Raw genomic sequence first — 14,922 nt, forward strand, 5'->3', positions numbered from 1 at the left:
AGAGGTGTATAAGAGACAGGGGTGGGGGCGGCCCGGCGTGCCGATACCGATCCTGGGGTCCTCCCGGCCATTGCGCCATCTGGTCTTCCCGTCACGTCGTCACTACTGGGCGAGAACCGTAGCAACAACCCCGAACGCTTCAGAAATGCTGGAAATCTCCCCGCCTCGCTTTACGTGATCTTTCGGTGCCCGCTGGTTGAGTGACCACCGCGACGTTGATCCGATCCCTACGGAGGCATGATGAAGGCGAAGGTCGTCCTGGCCGCTCTGACCGCGCTCGTGGCCCTTCCCGCCCTGGCGACGCCCGCGTCCGCCCGCCCCGCCGACCCCGCGCCGGGCGGGCCGCAACGGCCCCACGAGGCGGACGTGGAAGGCACCCGCAACCTCGACTCCCTGGCGGTGACGGCGACCGCCGGGCCGGGCCGCAGCGTGACGCTCGCCTGGGACCGCAGCAGCCGCGCCGAGACCGGGCAGGTGCCCGCGGGCGCCAGGCGGTTCGTGTTCCTGTTCGACCGGTCGGTGCGCTTCAACCCGGACGCCTTCCCCACCTGCGCGCGGGCCCTCATCGAGGAGAAGGGCGCCGCCGCCTGCCCGGACGGCTCCCAGGTGGGCAGCGGGCTGGCCGAGTACGCCACCGGGGAACCGCGCGAGGTGCTCGCCTTCAACAGCCGGATCGGCGGCTCGCCCGGCGTGCTGGTCGTGCTGCCCTCCAACGGAGTGGTGCTGGAGCAGACCCTGGAACATGTCTCGCACCAGTACCGCGAGCACTACCGGTGGGCGCTGGACGAGATCCTGCCGCCGAACGACACCCCGCCGCAGGAGCGCGCCGGCACCACCAGGTTCCGGTTGTCGTTCGGCGCCACCCGCGAGCACCGTGGCCGCACCGTGGGCTTCGTGGAATCCACGGCCAGGCCCGGGGCGGCGCTGAGGTTCGGGTTGTGGAGCGAGTTCGTCACGGGGCAGGTGCTGGTGCCGGTCGCCAAGGCGCGGCTCGGCCGCTGAACGCGCCGGCCTCCTCTCGGAAACCTCCACCCTCGGCCGCTGAGCGCGCCGGCCCTCTCGGAAACCTCCGCCCTCGGCCGCTGAGCGCGCCGGCCCTCTCGGAAGCCTTCGCCCTCGGCCGCCGGGCGCCTGGCGGCGGCCGTCACCTCAGCCGGGGTGGTCGCCGCGGTCGAGCAGGCGGCGCTGCTCCTCCTCGACCACCTGACGGGCGAGGGCCTGCTCCGAGATGTCCACGGCGTCGGCCGCCGACTCGGCCAGGTCGCTGCGCCGGGCGTAGGCGTCGAAGAGCCGCGACTTGCGGTGCAGGAGGGACAGCATGCGCTGGTCGACCGAGTCGACCGTGAGCAGCCGGTGCACCTGCACCTTGCGCACCTGCCCCATCCGGTGCGCGCGGCCGATCGCCTGGTTCTCCATGCTCGGCTTGACCTGCGGCTCGCACAGCACGACGACGGAGGCCGCCTGCAGGTTGAGCCCGACGCCGCCGGCCTGCACCTGGCTGAGCAGCACCGCGTGGCCCTTGGCCGCGGTGAACTCGTCGACCACCTGCTGCCGGCGCGCGGCGCCGACGTCCCCCGACAGCGGCCCGTGCACACGGCCGTCCAACTCAGCCTGTACGCAGGCGAGCACCGCGCGGAAGTAGGAGAACACGACCACCTTGAGCCCGTTGGCCTCGGCGTCCTCGACGAGTTCGAGCAGGCGCTTCAGCTTGGCCGAGGTGGCGGGCTCGGCGTAGGCGGCGCGGCGCATGGCCATGAAGTTGCCCTCGGCCACGGCCCGCCGGTAGGCGGTGAAGTCGGCGCCGCTGAACTCCACCCACTCGTCGGCGTCGACCCGGTCGGGCAGCTCGGCCAGCACGTCCTGCTGGTTGCGCCGCAGGTAGACGGGCGCGACCGCCTTCCTGAACGCCTGCGCGCCCGCCACCATGTCGCTGTTGCGCAGGCCGGCGGCCAGTTCGGGCCGCAGATAGGAGACCAGGACGCGGAATTCCTCCACACGGTTCTCCATCGGGGTGCCGGTCAGGAAGAGCACCCGGTCGACGCGCCCGCACCACGAGGCGACCGTCCGGGACCGCTTGGCCTGCGGGTTCTTGACGTAGTGGGCCTCGTCCACGACGAGCAGGCCGGGCGCGGCCTTCGTGTCGAGGCGGTGGAGGCTGTCGAGGGTGGCCACGGCGACGCCGCCCTGCCGCTCCCACTCCTGCTGGGCCGCGAGCCGGTCGGGCCCGTGCAGCGGGTGGGCGCGCAGGGTGCTGCGCGACTCGATCTCGCGCACCCAGTTGATGAGCACGCTCGTGGGGCACGTGACCAGGAAGTGCGTCGCCCCTTTCGCCGCGAGGTGGGCCATCACGGCGATGGCCTCGATCGACTTGCCGAGGCCCATCTCGTCGCCGATGATCACCCGTTCCTGGGCGAGGGCGAAGCGGGCGCCGAACGCCTGGTAGCCACGGAGCGACACCCGGCGGCAGGTGTCGTCGAGGAGCTGCCCGCCGACCTTGGCCGCCAGGTCGCCGGGCAGCGAGGTCTCGCCCGTCGGCAGGGGTTCGCCGGCGAGCTCGGTCAGCAGGCCGAAGTATTCGGGGGAGCGGGACTCGAAGTCGGTCCAGGCCTCCAGCTCGGAGGCGGGCGGGCGCAGCAGGTCGGCGGTGACCTGGGCGATCAGCAGCGGCGTCTCCTGGGAGGTGTCGAGCAGCCCCGAGATCTCGGCCAGCGCCTCGCGCGCCCGCCGGCGCCTCTTGGGCAGCGTGAACCACATGCGCAGGCGGCTGCGCGCCGGCCGGGCCGCGGCCAGCAGCGGCCCCAGCCGTCCCTCCAGGTCACGGGCGGCATCGAGGGCGCGGGGCAGGTCGGGGCCCACCCGAACCAGGCGGTGCAGGGCGATCACGAGGTCGGTGACCGGCTGGTCGTGGTGCTCGACGTCGATGCGCACGCTCGCGGCGTCGGCCGCCGCCCGCTCGAGCTGCCGCGCGGCCGCGTGGATGTGGCCGGCCGTGCGCGCGCCGATCCCCGGCAGTAACTGCAGCCGGTACGCCGAGGCCTCCAGCACCTGCCGCACCGTGGTGTATCCAGCGTTCTCCAGCGTGGCGACCCGCAGCCGGCCGTCGGTGACGTCTTTCAGACGGGAGACCGGGACCGACTCCAGTTGCGCCCTGGCCGCGTCGAGACGGACCTGGTCGAGGGCGGCCGCGGCCTGCCGATGCACGACGGCGTGCTCGCCCAGCAGCGCGCGTGCGGCGGCGAGGAGGCGGTCCGCGTCACGGAGTTCCACCGAACCTAGGATGCCGTAGCCGAGGTCGCGACCGTGTAACGGCCCGCGCGGGCCAGGGTGATCTTCCTGGCCCGCGCGGGCTGAGGTGATCTTCCTGTCCGGCGGGCGAGCGTCACAGCGTGAGAGCGCGGTCGAGCAGCGACTGCAGGGTGACCGCGCCGACCAGCCGGCCGTCGTCCACGATGGCCACCAGCGGGCTGCGCGTGCGCGCCATGAGCGCCGCCAGCTCCAGCACGGTCGCCTGCGGGTCGGCGACCGGCAGCTCACGCGGCTGCTCGGGCAGGCACTCACGGACGGTGCGCCCCCCGAGCTGCCGCAGGAACAGGTCGGCGTGGGCCTCGTCGACCACCCGGGCCAGAGCCGGGTCGTCGCGGCAGTAGGCGGGCACCGCGAGGCGCAGCACCTGGGTGCCGGGCAGGATGGTGATCGGCAGCCCGGCGTCGTCGACCAGGATGAGCCCGGGCAGGTCGCGTTCGGCGAGCAGCCGGGCCGCCTCCAGCGCCGGGGTGTCCAGGGTGGCCGTGGGGAACTCGGCCGCGAGAGCGTGTGCGCGCATCATGACCTCCGCTGCACGAGCCTAGCCCTCATGGCAGCTCGGCGAAGCGTTCGACCTGTTCGGTGCGGCCGGACACGAGAATCACGTCGCCGTACGAGAGCTCGGTCTCGGCGGTGGCGTAGGTGAACTCCTCGCCGGGCGGCTTGACGGCCACGATGGTGACGCCGTACTTGCGGCGCAGGTTGGACCGGCCGAGCGGGATGCCGACATATTCCTTGGGCGGCGTGGTCTTGGCCAGCGCGAAACCCTCGTCCACCTGCATGTAGTCGAGCATCCTGCCGCTGACCAGGTGGGCGACCCGCTCGCCCATGTCGTGCTCGGGGAAGACGACGTGGTGGGCGCCGATGCGGCTGAGGATGCGGCCGTGCTGGGTGCTGACGGCCTTGGCCCAGATGTCGTTGATCTCCAGTTCGACCAGCAGCGACGTGGTGAGGATGCTGGCTTCGACGTCGCTGCCGACGGCCACCACCGCCTGGTAGAAGTCGGGCACGCCGAGTTGGCGCAGCGCTTCGATGTCGGTGGCGTCGGCGGTCGCGATCTGGGTGATCCGCCCGGCGAGGCTCTGTGTGATCTTGGGCCGGCTGTCGATGGCCAGCACCTCGGTGCCGCGCCGGGTGAGCTCCAGCGCCAGGGACGTGCCGAATCGCCCCAGGCCGATGACCACGACGGGGTCGCCCTTGTACTCAGCCAACGATGACTCGCTCCTCGGGTAGCTCGTAGTGGCGGGCGCGCCTGTTGAGTGCCAGGGCGGAGCCCAGGGTGAGGGGGCCGATCCGGCCGATGAACATGAGCACCGTCAGCAGCAGGTGCCCTGCCGTGCCGACGGCGGGGGTGATGCCGGTGGACAGGCCGGCCGTACCGAACGCCGAGATCACCTCGAACAGCACCTGGTCGAGCCTGTGAGGGGTGAGCGCGAGCAGTGTGTACGTCGCGACGGTCACGAGGGCGACGCCCAGCACCACAATCGTGACCACCTGGCGCTGCGTCGTCTCGGGGAGCCGGCGGTGACCGATGTTCACCCGGCTCTCCCCGCGCAGCTCGGCCCAGACGATGAAGGCCAGCATGCCGATCGTGGTCACCTTGATGCCGCCCGCGGTGCCGGCGCTGCCGCCGCCAATGAACATCAGCAGGTCGGTGGCCAGCCAGCTCGAGGGGTACATCTGCCCGATGTCCACGACGTTGAACCCGGCCGAGCGCGGCATCACGGACGTGAAGAAGGCGGCCAGCAGCTTGCCGCCGTCGTCGAGCGGGCCGAACGTCCGGGGGTTGCGCCATTCGGTGGCCAGGAAGACGAGCGTTCCGAACACCAGCAACGTCACGGTCACCGCGACCGTGATCCTGGTCAGCACCGTCCACCGGCCCGGGTGCCGCCACGAGCGGGCCAGCTCGAACACCACGGGGAAACCGAGCCCGCCGACGATGGCCGCGACCGCGATGGTCAGGCAGATCCACGGGTCGGCGACGAACCGGATGAAGTTGTCCGGCCAGAGCACGAATCCGGAGCTGTTGAAGGCCGAGATCGCGTGGAAGACCCCGAGGTAGGCGGCGCGGCCTAAGGACTCGCCGTAGCCGATGACGAAGCGGCCCGCGAGCAGGACCGCGGCCACGGCCTCGCAGGCGAGGCTGAACAGGGAGATCTTCAGCACCAGCCTGCGCACGTCGCTCATGCTGAGGGTCTTGGTCTCCGTCTGCGCGGCGATCCGCGCCCGCAGGCCCAGCCGGCCCGACAAGAGCAGGGTGAACACGGTGGCCAGCGTCATGATGCCGAGGCCGCCCGCCTGGGACAGCCCGGCGATCACCACCTCGCCGAACGTCGACCAGTGCGACGCGGTGTCGACCACGGCCAGCCCGGTGACGCAGACGGCCGAGGCGGCGGTGAACAGCGCGACCACGGTGCCGGTGGACTCGCCCTCGGAGGTGGCGATCGGCAGCGAGAGCAGCGCGGTGCCGGCGGCCACGGTGAGCCCGAAGGCGGCGACCACGAGCTGGGCGGGATGCCGGAACCTGGCAGGAGCCGACGGTGTCGCGCTCATCATCGGTCGCCGCCCCGCATGTCACGCATGTGAACGCCCCTAGGGAACCCTCAACCGGCAGTCGAAGCACGAGACTCCCCTGCTCACAGCGCACTACGGTAACAGCCTCCGAGGACGCCGGCGCACCGGAGCCGCCGGTCCGTCCAGGCGCCCGGCGTCACTTGAGCGGATCATGGCCCCAGTTCATCAGCGAGTAGCGCCACCTGGACGACGTCACGTCGCCGGACGGACGTTGCGCGAGATGGCGGTGCACGTAACCGACGACCTTGTTCATGTGCTCGTAGTCGTCGTCCGTCCACTCGCCCTTCTTCTTCCGCAGGAGCGTGATGATCCTCCTGCCGGACTCGTGGCCGACCGACTCGCCGCCACCGTCCTTCTGGCCGACCGACTGCGACTCGTCGGTGGCCAGCCAGCGTTCGAGCTCGCCGGCGGTCATGTTCACGGCCTCGCCGAACTCGGCCGCGACCGTGCGCCGGTCGTCGCTCACTTGCCCTCCTTACGCAGCGCCGACGGCTTGTGCACGGCCTTCTTGCCGCTCTTCTCGCTGCGCACCACGTACTGGGGCTCTTCCGGAGAGGCCGCGACCGTGCGGCCGGCCTCCTTCTGCCTCTTGGTGAGCTTCTTCTCCACCTTGCCCTTGGCGGTGGAGCCGTGGCTGCTCCAGGTGACCTCGTCACCCTCGGACGGTTCCTTCTTCTTCCCCATGCGCTCCGGCTACCCGGCGCCCGCACGGGTAGCCCCGGCACACCCGTTCTTTACCCAGGTCAGGCGAGGGAACGGAAGAACTCCCGCAGCTCGGTGACCAGCACGTCCGGCGTATCCAGGGCGGCGAAAGGGCCACCGTGACCGAACTCCGGCCACCGCACCACGTGGTGCGTCTGCTCGGCCCGCGGACGGACCGGTGCCGGCGCGTGGGACGGCTGCAGCCGGGTCTCGTAGGTTGGGGACATGACAGGCGAAGCCTCCCTGCCGATGAACGTCGAGGAGACGGTCGCCGCCGAACGCGCAGCAGAGCGCGGCCAAGATCCTCGCCGCCGGCCACCCAGGGGAGGCCAAAGCCCTCGGCCGCACCGTGCGCGGCTTCGACGAGGCGACATGGAACGCCCACCGCTACGGCATCGTGGTGCGGGGGAACATCGCCAAGTTCGGGCAGCACGCGGAACTGGCCGCGTTCCTGAAGGGGACGTCGAACCGGGTGCTGGTGGAGGCGAGCCCGCTCGACCGGGTGTGGGGCATCGGCCTGGCGGCCACCGACGAGCGCGCCGCCTCACCCACGACGTGGCTGGGCCTCAACCTGCTCGGCTTCGCTCTCATGGCCGCCCGCGACGCGCTGCGCCCCGCCACCACGTGATGATCGCGATCACCTCGCCGCGCCGGACCTTCCCGCCGCCGGGCCGCGATCACACCGTCGCACCCTGATCGTGACGTTGCGGCCGCACCGACGCCCGCGGCGCATCACCGGGGAGCCCCGGAACCGGAGGGGAACCGGAGGTAGCCGGGCGGCACGTGGCCGACCAGCCACACCCCGTTGTCGCTGCGCATGAACACGTGTCCGTCGCCGTGCATCGCCCCGGCCGCCACCACGAGCACCACGGGAACGCCCCGGCGCCCGCCCACCCGCGTGGCCGTCTCCCGATCGGGGGACAGGTGCACGTGGTGCCGGTTCATCGGGCGCAGTCCCTCCTCCTTGATCGCCGCCACGAACCGCCCCACGGTGCCGTGATAGAGCACCTCGGGCGGCGCGACGGCGGGCAGATCGAGGTCGACCGGTACCGAGTGCCCCTGATTGGCGCGGATGCGGTGGCCGGCGATCGTGTAGCGCCGCTTGTCGTTGGAGGCGACGACCCGCCGCAGCTCCGCCTCCGTGAACGGGAACCCGTGCGAGGCGGCGGCCCGCAGCACCTCGTCGACCGGTGCCCACCCCTGGGCGTCGAGCTGCAGGCCGATGCGCTGCGGGTCGTGCCGCAGGTGCCGGGCCAGGTATTTCGAGATCCGGATCAGGCGACGCTCGTCCATCACGCCATGGTCCCGCGCCCGTCAACCGTTTTCCCGGGCAGGTCAGCTCTGGAGGCTGAGGGCCAGGCGGCGGGCCAGGCCGGTGTTCCTGCGCTGACCCACCCGGTGCACCGCCAGTTCCAGCGCCTCGCGCTGGCCCACCAGCACGACCCACGCCTTGGCCCTGGTGACCAGCGTGTAGAGCAGTTTGCGGCGCAACATGACGCCGCCGGACTCGGCCACGATCGGCGCGACCACGAACGGGTATTCGCTGCCCTGCGAGCGGTGCACGCTGATCGCGTAGGAATGGGTGAGATCGTCGAGCTCGTCGAACCCGTAGCGCACGCTCTCGCCGTCGTCCGTGCGGATCTCGATCAGCCGCTCCTCCGGGATCACCGCGGTGACGGTCGCGGTCTCGCCGTTGAAGACACCTTTGTCGTAGTTGTTGCGGATCGGCATGACCCGGTCGCCCACCCGGAAAACCGTCGCCCCCGACCAGTGCTCGGCCTTGCCGTCGGCGGCGGGGTTGAGCTGGTCCTGGATCAGCCGCCCGAGCGTGGTGGCGCCGGTCTCGCCCCGGCGCATCGGGCACAACACCTGGACCTGGTCGGGCTCGACCTGCTGCTTGCGCGGGATCGCCACCATCGCCAGGTGGGCGACCCGCCGGGCGACCTGCTCGGGATCGTCGAGTTCCTCGAACCAGAACCCGCCGCCCACCGCCGGCGACCGCCCGGCGCGGATGCGGTGCGCGGCGTCGACGATGCCGCTGCCGCCCGCCTGCCGGAAGACGTGGGTGAGCTGGACCCGGGGGATCTCCGTGACGCGCAGCAGGTCGGCCAGCACGTCGCCGGGCCCGATGCTCGGAAGCTGGTCACTGTCGCCGATCAGCAGCAGATGGCTGCCGGACGGCACGGCGGCGGTCAGCCGGGTCGCCAGGTGCAGGTCGAGCATGGACGCCTCGTCGACCACGATGAGGTCGGCCTGGGCCGGCCGCTCGTCGAACAGCGTCTCGGGATCGGGGTCGGGCTGCTGGGCGAGCATCCGGTGCACGGTCATGGCCGGCAGCCCGGTGAGCTCGGACAGCCGCTTGGCCGCCTTGCCCGTGGGCGCGGTGAGCGTCACCGTGCCGCCCGCCGCCCTGACGGTGGTCGCGATGGCCTTCACCGTGTGGCTCTTGCCGCACCCCGGGCCGCCGGTGAGGAGGCAGAGCGTGCTGGTCAGCGCCATGTTGACGGCGGCGCGCTGGTCGTCGTGGAGCTCGGGGTCCTCGCGGAAGGCGCGCAGCGGCAGCGTGGAGCGGGCCCGCGCCAGCCGGGTGAGCTGCTCGGCCAGCGCCATCTCGCGGGCGTGGACGTGCTTGGCGTAGGCGACCGCCTGCCCCGGCCGGTCAGGAGCGGCCTCCACGACCAGCCGGCGCTCGCCCACGAGCGCGTCGACCATCGGCCGCACCAGCTCCTGATCCTGCTCGATCAGCTCCGCCGTCTCCCTGACCAGGGCCGCGACGGGCACGAAACAGTGCCCGTCGCGGCTGCCCGCCGCCTCCAGCCGGTCGAGCAGGGCGGCCTTGACCCGTTGCGGGCTGCGCTCGGGAACCCCCGACTGCAGTGCGATCTTGTCGGCGACGCGGAAGGCGATGCCCCTGACCCGCCCGATGAGCCTGTAGGGGTCGGTGGCCAGGACCTCGTCGGCCTCCGGCCCGAACACCTGGTAGATCTTCGCGGCCAGCAGCGGGCTGACGCCCAGCCCCTGCAACGTCACCATGAGCGCGGCGATCGCCTTCTGCTCCTGCCACGCCTGCACGATCTGGCTCTGCCGCTGCGGCCCGATGTTGACCACCTCGGTCAGCCGCTCCGGCTCGGCGTCGATCACCTTGAGCGTGGCCTCGCCGAAGTGGTCGACGATCGCGTACGCCAGCCGCGGCCCGATGCCCCTGATCAGGCCGGACCCGAGGTAGATGCGGATGGCGCGGACCGACGAGGGCGTCACCCGCTCGCACGCGCTCACGGCGAACCGCCTGCCGTGGCGCGGGTGCCTGCTCCACTCCCCGAACAGCCGCAGCGTCTCGCCCGGCTGCACCCCGCCCAGCGCCCGCCCGGTGGCCACGAAGCCGGGCACGCCGTCGGCGCTCATGCGCGCCACGGTGTATGCGTCCTCGCGGACGTAGACGAGCTGCTCGACCGACGCCTCCACAGCAGCGATCCAACCACCCGCGACCGACAATCGTCCAAAACCATGGTCCGGGGGCACCGCTTCCACGACCCGTCCCGGCGCAGCGGGATCGCGGCTCCCGGCGACGCCCGGGTCCGTCACGGGCCGGTGTCGGCGAGGACGACCAGGCACTCGCGGGCCAGCTGCAGCTCCTCACGTACCTGGACCACCAGGACCGGTACGGCGGCTCCGGGCGCGCTGACCGGCCCGTCGTCACGGCGGTTGCCGCGTACGGGAGGCAGCACGCCGAGCAGGCCGAGACGCGCGCAGACGGCCTCGCGCACCTCCGGCTGGTCCCAGCCGATCTCCCCGGTGAACACGAGGGCGTCGATGCGCCGCAGCGAGGTGGCCGCGGCGGCGATCTCCCTGCTCACCCGGTGGGCGAACACGTCCAGCGCCAGCGCCGCCGCGTCGTTGCCCTCGCGCACGGCCGCGACCAGGTCCCGCGTGTCGCCGGACAGCCCGTCGGACAGGCCGAGCAGCCCCGAGCGCCGTTCCAGCCCTTCGCCGAGCTCCGCCACCGACAGGTGTCCTTCCGACAGCAGCCACACCAGCATCCCCGGGTCCACGCTGCCCGAGCGCTTGCTCATGGGCAGGCCGTCGAGCGGCGTGAACCCCATCGAGGTGTCGAGGCTGCGCCCGCCCGACACCGCGGACACCGAGCAGCCGCCGCCCAGGTGCGCCAGCACCAGCTCCAGCTCGGCGAGGGGCCTGCCGAGCAGGTCGGCCACCCGGTCGGCGGCCCACGCGTACGACAGCCCGTGGAAGCCGTGACGGCGCAGGCCGTGCCGCTTGCGCCATTCGGCGGGCAGCGGGTAGACGGCCGCGGCGTCGGGCAGGCCGGCGTGGAAGGCGGTGTCGGGGCAGAGCACGTGCGGCACGGCGGGCAGCTGCTCGCGGGCCGCGTCGAGCAGGGCCAGCGCGGGCGGCAGGTGCAGCGGCGCGAGGCTTGTGAGGCCGCGCAACGCCGACACCGTCTCGTCGTCGGCGACGGCCGGGGCACGCAGGAGGTCGCCGCCGTGCACGAGCCGGTGCGCCACGGCCCGTACGTCGCGGTCGAAGTGGCCGCCGAGGAAGGCCGACAGCTCCTCCCGCGCGGCGCCGGGGTCGGCGGCGCGCTCGGCGTGCGCGCTGTCGAGCACGCTGCCGCCCTCGACGAGGTCGAGGCGCAGGCTCGACGAGCCGGCGTTCACGGTCAGAATCGCCGCGGAGTCCGTCGTCTGCTCGTCCATGGCCCGCCTCATGACCGCGCGCTACCCGGCAGCGTCCCCGCAAAACTGGGCAAATCAAGGCTCCGTCTGGATTTGGCGTCTGCAGGGTTGCGTGGTCAGGGCGTCGGGTAGTCGTGCGCCATGGACATCACCGTGAAGGTGAACGGCACACCCCGCGCGGTCGACGTCGACCCGCGGATGTCGCTGCTCGACCTGCTGCGCGAGCGGCTGGGGCTGATCGGGGCCAAGAAGGGGTGCGACCACGGCCAGTGCGGCGCGTGCACCGTCATCATCGACGGGCGTCGGGCCAACGCGTGCCTGGCGCTGGCGGTGGCCGTGGACGGTTCCGAGGTCACCACCGTCGAGGGGCTGGCCGAGGGGGACGACCTGCATCCGCTGCAGGAGGCCTTCATCGAGCATGACGCGTTCCAGTGCGGCTACTGCACGCCGGGGCAGCTCTGCTCCGCCGTGGGCATGCTGGGGGAGCCGGGCCCGAGCGCGGTCACCGGCGACCTCGCGGTCGACCCCGAGCTGACGCCCGAGGAGATCAGGGAACGCATGAGCGGCAACCTGTGCAGATGCGGCGCGTACGTCAACATCGTCAGCGCGATCGGCGAGGCGGCACCATGAAACCCTTCGAGTACGCCCGCGCCGGCAGCCCGTCCGACGCGGTGGGCCGCTACCGGCCGGGCACCATGTACCTGGGCGGCGGCACCAACCTGGTCGACCTCATGCGGCTGGGCGTGGCCGAGCCCGACCGGCTGGTGGACGTCAGCCGGCTGCCGCTCGGCGAGATCGAGCAGGCCGGCGACCGGCTGCGCGTCGGCGCGGCCGTACGCAACACGGACCTCGCCGCCGACCCGCTGGTACGCACCCGCTACCCGATGCTCGCGCGCGCCGTGCTGGCCGGGGCGTCGGGACAGGTGCGCAACATGGCGACCGTGGCGGGCAACCTGCTGCAACGCACCCGCTGCGCCTACTTCCAGGACGTCAGCAGGCCGTGCAACAAGCGCCGCCCCGGCTCCGGCTGCCCGGCCATCGAGGGCGACCACACCAACCTGGCCGTGCTCGGCGCCTCCGGCTCCTGCGTGGCCACCCACCCGTCGGACATGGCGGTCGCGCTGGCCGCGCTGGACGCCGAGGTGCACGTCACCGGCCCGGGAGGCGACCGGATCATCCCGATGCCGGGGCTGCACCGCCTGCCGGGCGACGAGCCGGAACGGGACACGGTGCTGGAGCCCGGCGACCTGATCACCGCCGTGGAGCTGCCCGCGCCCCCGCCGGGGGCGTCCACGTACCGGAAGGTACGCGAGCGGGCGTCGTTCGCGTTCGCGCTCGTGTCCATCGCGGCGACGCTCGACGTCGGCTCCGACGGTGTCGTGAACGACTGCCGCATCGCGCTCGGCAGCGTGGCGCACGTCCCGTGGCGGGCCGAGCGCGCCGAGCGGCTGCTGATCGGCGGGCCCGCCACCGGCGCGGCGTTCCTGCGGGCCGCGGAGGCCGAGCTGGAGCAGGCCCGCCCGCTGCCGCGCAACGCCTACAAGCTGCCGCTGGCCAGGAACCTGATCGTCGCCACCCTTGAGGAGCTGGCACCGTGAACCGCGTCGAGGGCCGCGTCAAGGTCACCGGGCTGGCCACGTACGCGGCCGAATACCCGATCGAGTCCGTCGCCTACGCCTACCCCGTGCAGTCGCTGGTCGCCAAGGGCCGCGTCGTGCGCGTGCACGACGCCGAGGCGCGGGAGATGCCCGGCGTGCTGGCCGTGCTGTCGTGCGCGGACCCGCCCCGGCTGGCCGAGGACGCCGACCCCGAGCTCGCGCTCTTCCAGAGCGGCGACGTCGCCTACCGCGGCCAGATCGTCGCCGCCGTCGTCGCCGACACCTACGAGAACGCCCGCGCCGCCGCCGCGGCGGTGCGCGTCGAGTACGACCCGGACGACCACGACGTGGCCCTGCGCACCGGCCATCCCGGCTTCTACCGGCCGGACGTCGTCAATCCCAACTACCCGTCCGACACCGTCAAGGGCGACGTCGAGGCGGGCCTGGCCGGGGCCGCGGCGAGCGTCGACGTGACGTACTCGACGCCCGTCCTGCACAACAACCCGATGGAGCCGCACGCCGCCATGGCCGTGTGGGACCCCGAGGGCAGGCTGCTGGTCTACGACAGCACGCAGGGCGCGTCCCCGGACCGCGACACCATCGCGCGGACGCTGGGCCTGCCGCGGGAGGACGTGCGCGTGGTGTCCAGGCACGTCGGCGGCGGCTTCGGGTCGAAGGGCTCCACCAGGCCGCACGCGGTGCTCGCCGCCCTGGCGGCCAGGGCCGCGGGCCGCCCGGTCAAGATCGCGCTGACCCGGCAGCAGATGTTCGACGTCACCGGCTACCGCACGCCGACGATCCAGCGGCTGCGGCTCGGCGCCGACGCCGGCGGCCGGCTCACGGCGGTCGAGCACCTGGCGTACGAGCAGACCTCGACGCTGGTCGAGTTCGCCGAGCAGACCGCGACCCCGGCCCGGGTCATGTACGCCACGCCCGCGCTGCGCACCGCGCACCGGCTGGTCCGGCTGGACGTGGCCACCCCGTCGTGGATGCGCGCCCCGGGGGAGTGCCCCGGCATGTACGCGCTGGAGTCCGCCATGGACGAACTGGCCTGCGCCCTCGGCATGGACCCCGTCGAGCTGCGCATCGTCAACGACGCCGACGCCGAGCCGGAGAGCGGGCTGCCGTTCAGCTCCCGCAACCTCGTCCTGTGCCTGCGCGAGGGCGCCCGCCGGTTCGGCTGGCGGCACCGCGACCCCGAGCCGGGCGTCAGGCGCGAGGGGGAGTGGCTGGTCGGCACCGGCGTGGCCGCCTCCACCTACCCGGCCAGGCGCCGCCCTGCCCAGGCCTTCGCCTTCCTGCGCGACGACGACTACGTCGTCCAGGTGGCCGCCGCCGACATCGGCACGGGCGCCCGTACCGCGCTCACCAGGATCGCCGCGGAGACGCTCGGCGTCGCGCCCGATCGGGTGCGCCTGGAGCTCGGCGACAGCGACCTGCCGGACGCGCCCGTCGCGGGCGGTTCGATGGGCACCTCCTCGTGGGGGTCCGCCGTCGTACGCGCCTGCGAGGAGCTCATGGAGGACGGCAAGGAGGGCCGCGCCGACACCACCGACGAGGTCAAGGGAGACGCCAAGCTGGCCAGGCACGCCTTCGGCGCGCAGTTCGCCGAGGTACGGGTCAGCTCGGTGACCGGCGAGATCCGCGTGCCGCGCCTGCTCGGGGTCTTCGCCGCCGGCCGCATCGTGGACGCCAAGCTGGCCAGGTCGCAGTTCATCGGCGGGATGACGATGGGCCTGGGCATGGCGCTGATGGAGGAGACGCTCACCGACGAGGAGTTCGGCGGGTTCCTGCGCAGGGACCTGGCGCAGTACCACGTGCCCGCCTGCGCCGACGTGCCGCACGTCGAGGCGGTCTGGCTGGACGAGCAGGACGGCGAGCTCAACCCGATGGGCAGCAAGGGCATCGGCGAGATCGGCATCGTCGGCACGGCCGCGGCCATCGGCAACGCCGTCCACCACGCGACCGGCCGTCGCGTACGCGACCTGCCCATCACCCCGGGCAGCATTTTGTCCACGTTTTAGACGACGCGCCCGAGGAAGGAGGAAGGCGGC

At 72.7% G+C, this 14,922-nt stretch carries 14 protein-coding genes and 1 pseudogene; 5 read left to right on the forward strand and 10 right to left on the reverse strand.

Annotated elements, in window-relative coordinates; translation table 11 throughout:
- Positions 1–237: 237 nt before the first annotated feature.
- On the forward strand, positions 238–1,002 hold the full coding sequence (locus E1295_RS18570; RefSeq protein WP_220448785.1) for a hypothetical protein: 765 nt from the start codon (positions 238–240) through the stop codon (positions 1,000–1,002).
- 147 nt (positions 1,003–1,149) lie between these two features.
- Here the strand turns inward: E1295_RS18570 and E1295_RS18575 are convergent, their stop codons facing one another.
- The 7 genes from E1295_RS18575 to E1295_RS18605 all read right to left on the reverse strand — a co-directional run bounded on the left by E1295_RS18575 (position 1,150) and on the right by E1295_RS18605 (position 6,806).
- Complete coding sequence (locus E1295_RS18575) at positions 1,150–3,267, reverse strand: DEAD/DEAH box helicase (RefSeq protein ID WP_246080122.1); 2,118 nt, start codon at positions 3,265–3,267, stop codon at positions 1,150–1,152.
- Positions 3,268–3,379: 112 nt separating this feature from the next.
- The gene (locus E1295_RS18580; protein WP_246080123.1) at positions 3,380–3,826 is read right to left on the reverse strand and encodes a CBS domain-containing protein; all 447 of its coding nucleotides are present in this window, start codon (positions 3,824–3,826) and stop codon (positions 3,380–3,382) included.
- A 25-nt stretch (positions 3,827–3,851) separates the two neighbouring features.
- On the reverse strand, positions 3,852–4,514 hold the full coding sequence (locus E1295_RS18585; protein ID WP_181958008.1) for a potassium channel family protein: 663 nt from the start codon (positions 4,512–4,514) through the stop codon (positions 3,852–3,854).
- Complete coding sequence (locus E1295_RS18590) at positions 4,507–5,859, reverse strand: TrkH family potassium uptake protein (protein ID WP_132631584.1); 1,353 nt, start codon at positions 5,857–5,859, stop codon at positions 4,507–4,509. The genes E1295_RS18585 and E1295_RS18590 overlap by 8 nt, the downstream gene beginning before the upstream one ends.
- A gap of 154 nt (positions 5,860–6,013) precedes the next feature.
- Positions 6,014–6,343, reverse strand: a complete 330-nt coding sequence (locus E1295_RS18595) for a DUF3140 domain-containing protein (RefSeq protein WP_132631585.1) — start codon at positions 6,341–6,343, stop codon at positions 6,014–6,016.
- Complete coding sequence (locus tag E1295_RS18600) at positions 6,340–6,561, reverse strand: hypervirulence associated TUDOR domain-containing protein (protein WP_132631586.1); 222 nt, start codon at positions 6,559–6,561, stop codon at positions 6,340–6,342. The genes E1295_RS18595 and E1295_RS18600 overlap by 4 nt, the downstream gene beginning before the upstream one ends.
- 59 nt (positions 6,562–6,620) lie before the next feature.
- On the reverse strand, positions 6,621–6,806 hold the full coding sequence (locus tag E1295_RS18605) for a hypothetical protein (RefSeq protein WP_132631587.1): 186 nt from the start codon (positions 6,804–6,806) through the stop codon (positions 6,621–6,623).
- Between the two features lie 68 nt (positions 6,807–6,874).
- On the opposite strand from E1295_RS18605, the pseudogene E1295_RS18610 reads away from it, so the two are divergent.
- A pseudogene (locus E1295_RS18610) lies at positions 6,875–7,207 on the forward strand (NADAR family protein); the annotation flags it as partial.
- 104 nt (positions 7,208–7,311) lie between these two features.
- On the opposite strand, the gene E1295_RS18615 reads toward E1295_RS18610, so the two are convergent.
- The 3 genes from E1295_RS18615 to E1295_RS18625 form a co-directional block, all read right to left on the reverse strand.
- Positions 7,312–7,872: an RNA 2'-phosphotransferase gene (locus tag E1295_RS18615; protein ID WP_132631589.1), complete on the reverse strand. Its 561-nt coding sequence runs from the start codon at positions 7,870–7,872 to the stop codon at positions 7,312–7,314.
- A gap of 42 nt (positions 7,873–7,914) precedes the next feature.
- On the reverse strand, positions 7,915–10,041 hold the full coding sequence (recD2, locus tag E1295_RS18620; RefSeq protein WP_132631590.1) for an SF1B family DNA helicase RecD2: 2,127 nt from the start codon (positions 10,039–10,041) through the stop codon (positions 7,915–7,917).
- Between the two features lie 116 nt (positions 10,042–10,157).
- Positions 10,158–11,291 carry an acetate/propionate family kinase gene (locus E1295_RS18625; RefSeq protein ID WP_246080124.1) on the reverse strand — a complete coding sequence of 378 codons (1,134 nt, stop codon included), beginning with the start codon at positions 11,289–11,291 and terminating at the stop codon, positions 10,158–10,160.
- Positions 11,292–11,411: 120 nt separating this feature from the next.
- On the opposite strand from E1295_RS18625, the gene E1295_RS18630 reads away from it, so the two are divergent.
- From E1295_RS18630 to E1295_RS18640, 3 genes are read left to right on the forward strand one after another with little or no spacing between them, the layout of a single operon-like run.
- Positions 11,412–11,900: a (2Fe-2S)-binding protein gene (locus tag E1295_RS18630; RefSeq protein ID WP_132631592.1), complete on the forward strand. Its 489-nt coding sequence runs from the start codon at positions 11,412–11,414 to the stop codon at positions 11,898–11,900.
- Entirely contained in the window at positions 11,897–12,868 is a 972-nt protein-coding gene (locus E1295_RS18635; protein WP_132631593.1) for an FAD binding domain-containing protein, read from the forward strand. Before E1295_RS18630 ends, E1295_RS18635 begins: the two co-directional genes overlap by 4 nt.
- Complete coding sequence (locus tag E1295_RS18640) at positions 12,865–14,892, forward strand: xanthine dehydrogenase family protein molybdopterin-binding subunit (protein WP_132631594.1); 2,028 nt, start codon at positions 12,865–12,867, stop codon at positions 14,890–14,892. Before E1295_RS18635 ends, E1295_RS18640 begins: the two co-directional genes overlap by 4 nt.
- Positions 14,893–14,922: the final 30 nt, after the last annotated feature.

It is taken from the genome of Nonomuraea mesophila (genome assembly GCF_004352805.1).
Classification (GTDB): Bacteria; Actinomycetota; Actinomycetes; order Streptosporangiales; family Streptosporangiaceae; genus Nonomuraea; species Nonomuraea longispora.

Bases quoted from the DNA above. Each gene is read 5' to 3' on its own strand.
- E1295_RS18570 (WP_220448785.1), top strand. From the start codon at position 238: ATGATGAAGGCGAAGGTCGTCCTGGCCGCTCTGACCGCGCTCGTGGCC.
- E1295_RS18580 (WP_246080123.1), bottom strand. From the start codon at position 3,826: ATGATGCGCGCACACGCTCTCGCGGCCGAGTTCCCCACGGCCACCCTG.
- E1295_RS18590 (WP_132631584.1), bottom strand. From the start codon at position 5,859: ATGATGAGCGCGACACCGTCGGCTCCTGCCAGGTTCCGGCATCCCGCC.
- E1295_RS18600 (WP_132631586.1), bottom strand. From the start codon at position 6,561: ATGGGGAAGAAGAAGGAACCGTCCGAGGGTGACGAGGTCACCTGGAGC.
- E1295_RS18605 (WP_132631587.1), bottom strand. From the start codon at position 6,806: ATGTCCCCAACCTACGAGACCCGGCTGCAGCCGTCCCACGCGCCGGCA.
- E1295_RS18615 (WP_132631589.1), bottom strand. From the start codon at position 7,872: ATGGACGAGCGTCGCCTGATCCGGATCTCGAAATACCTGGCCCGGCAC.
- E1295_RS18625 (WP_246080124.1), bottom strand. From the start codon at position 11,291: ATGGACGAGCAGACGACGGACTCCGCGGCGATTCTGACCGTGAACGCC.
- E1295_RS18630 (WP_132631592.1), top strand. From the start codon at position 11,412: ATGGACATCACCGTGAAGGTGAACGGCACACCCCGCGCGGTCGACGTC.
- E1295_RS18635 (WP_132631593.1), top strand. From the start codon at position 11,897: ATGAAACCCTTCGAGTACGCCCGCGCCGGCAGCCCGTCCGACGCGGTG.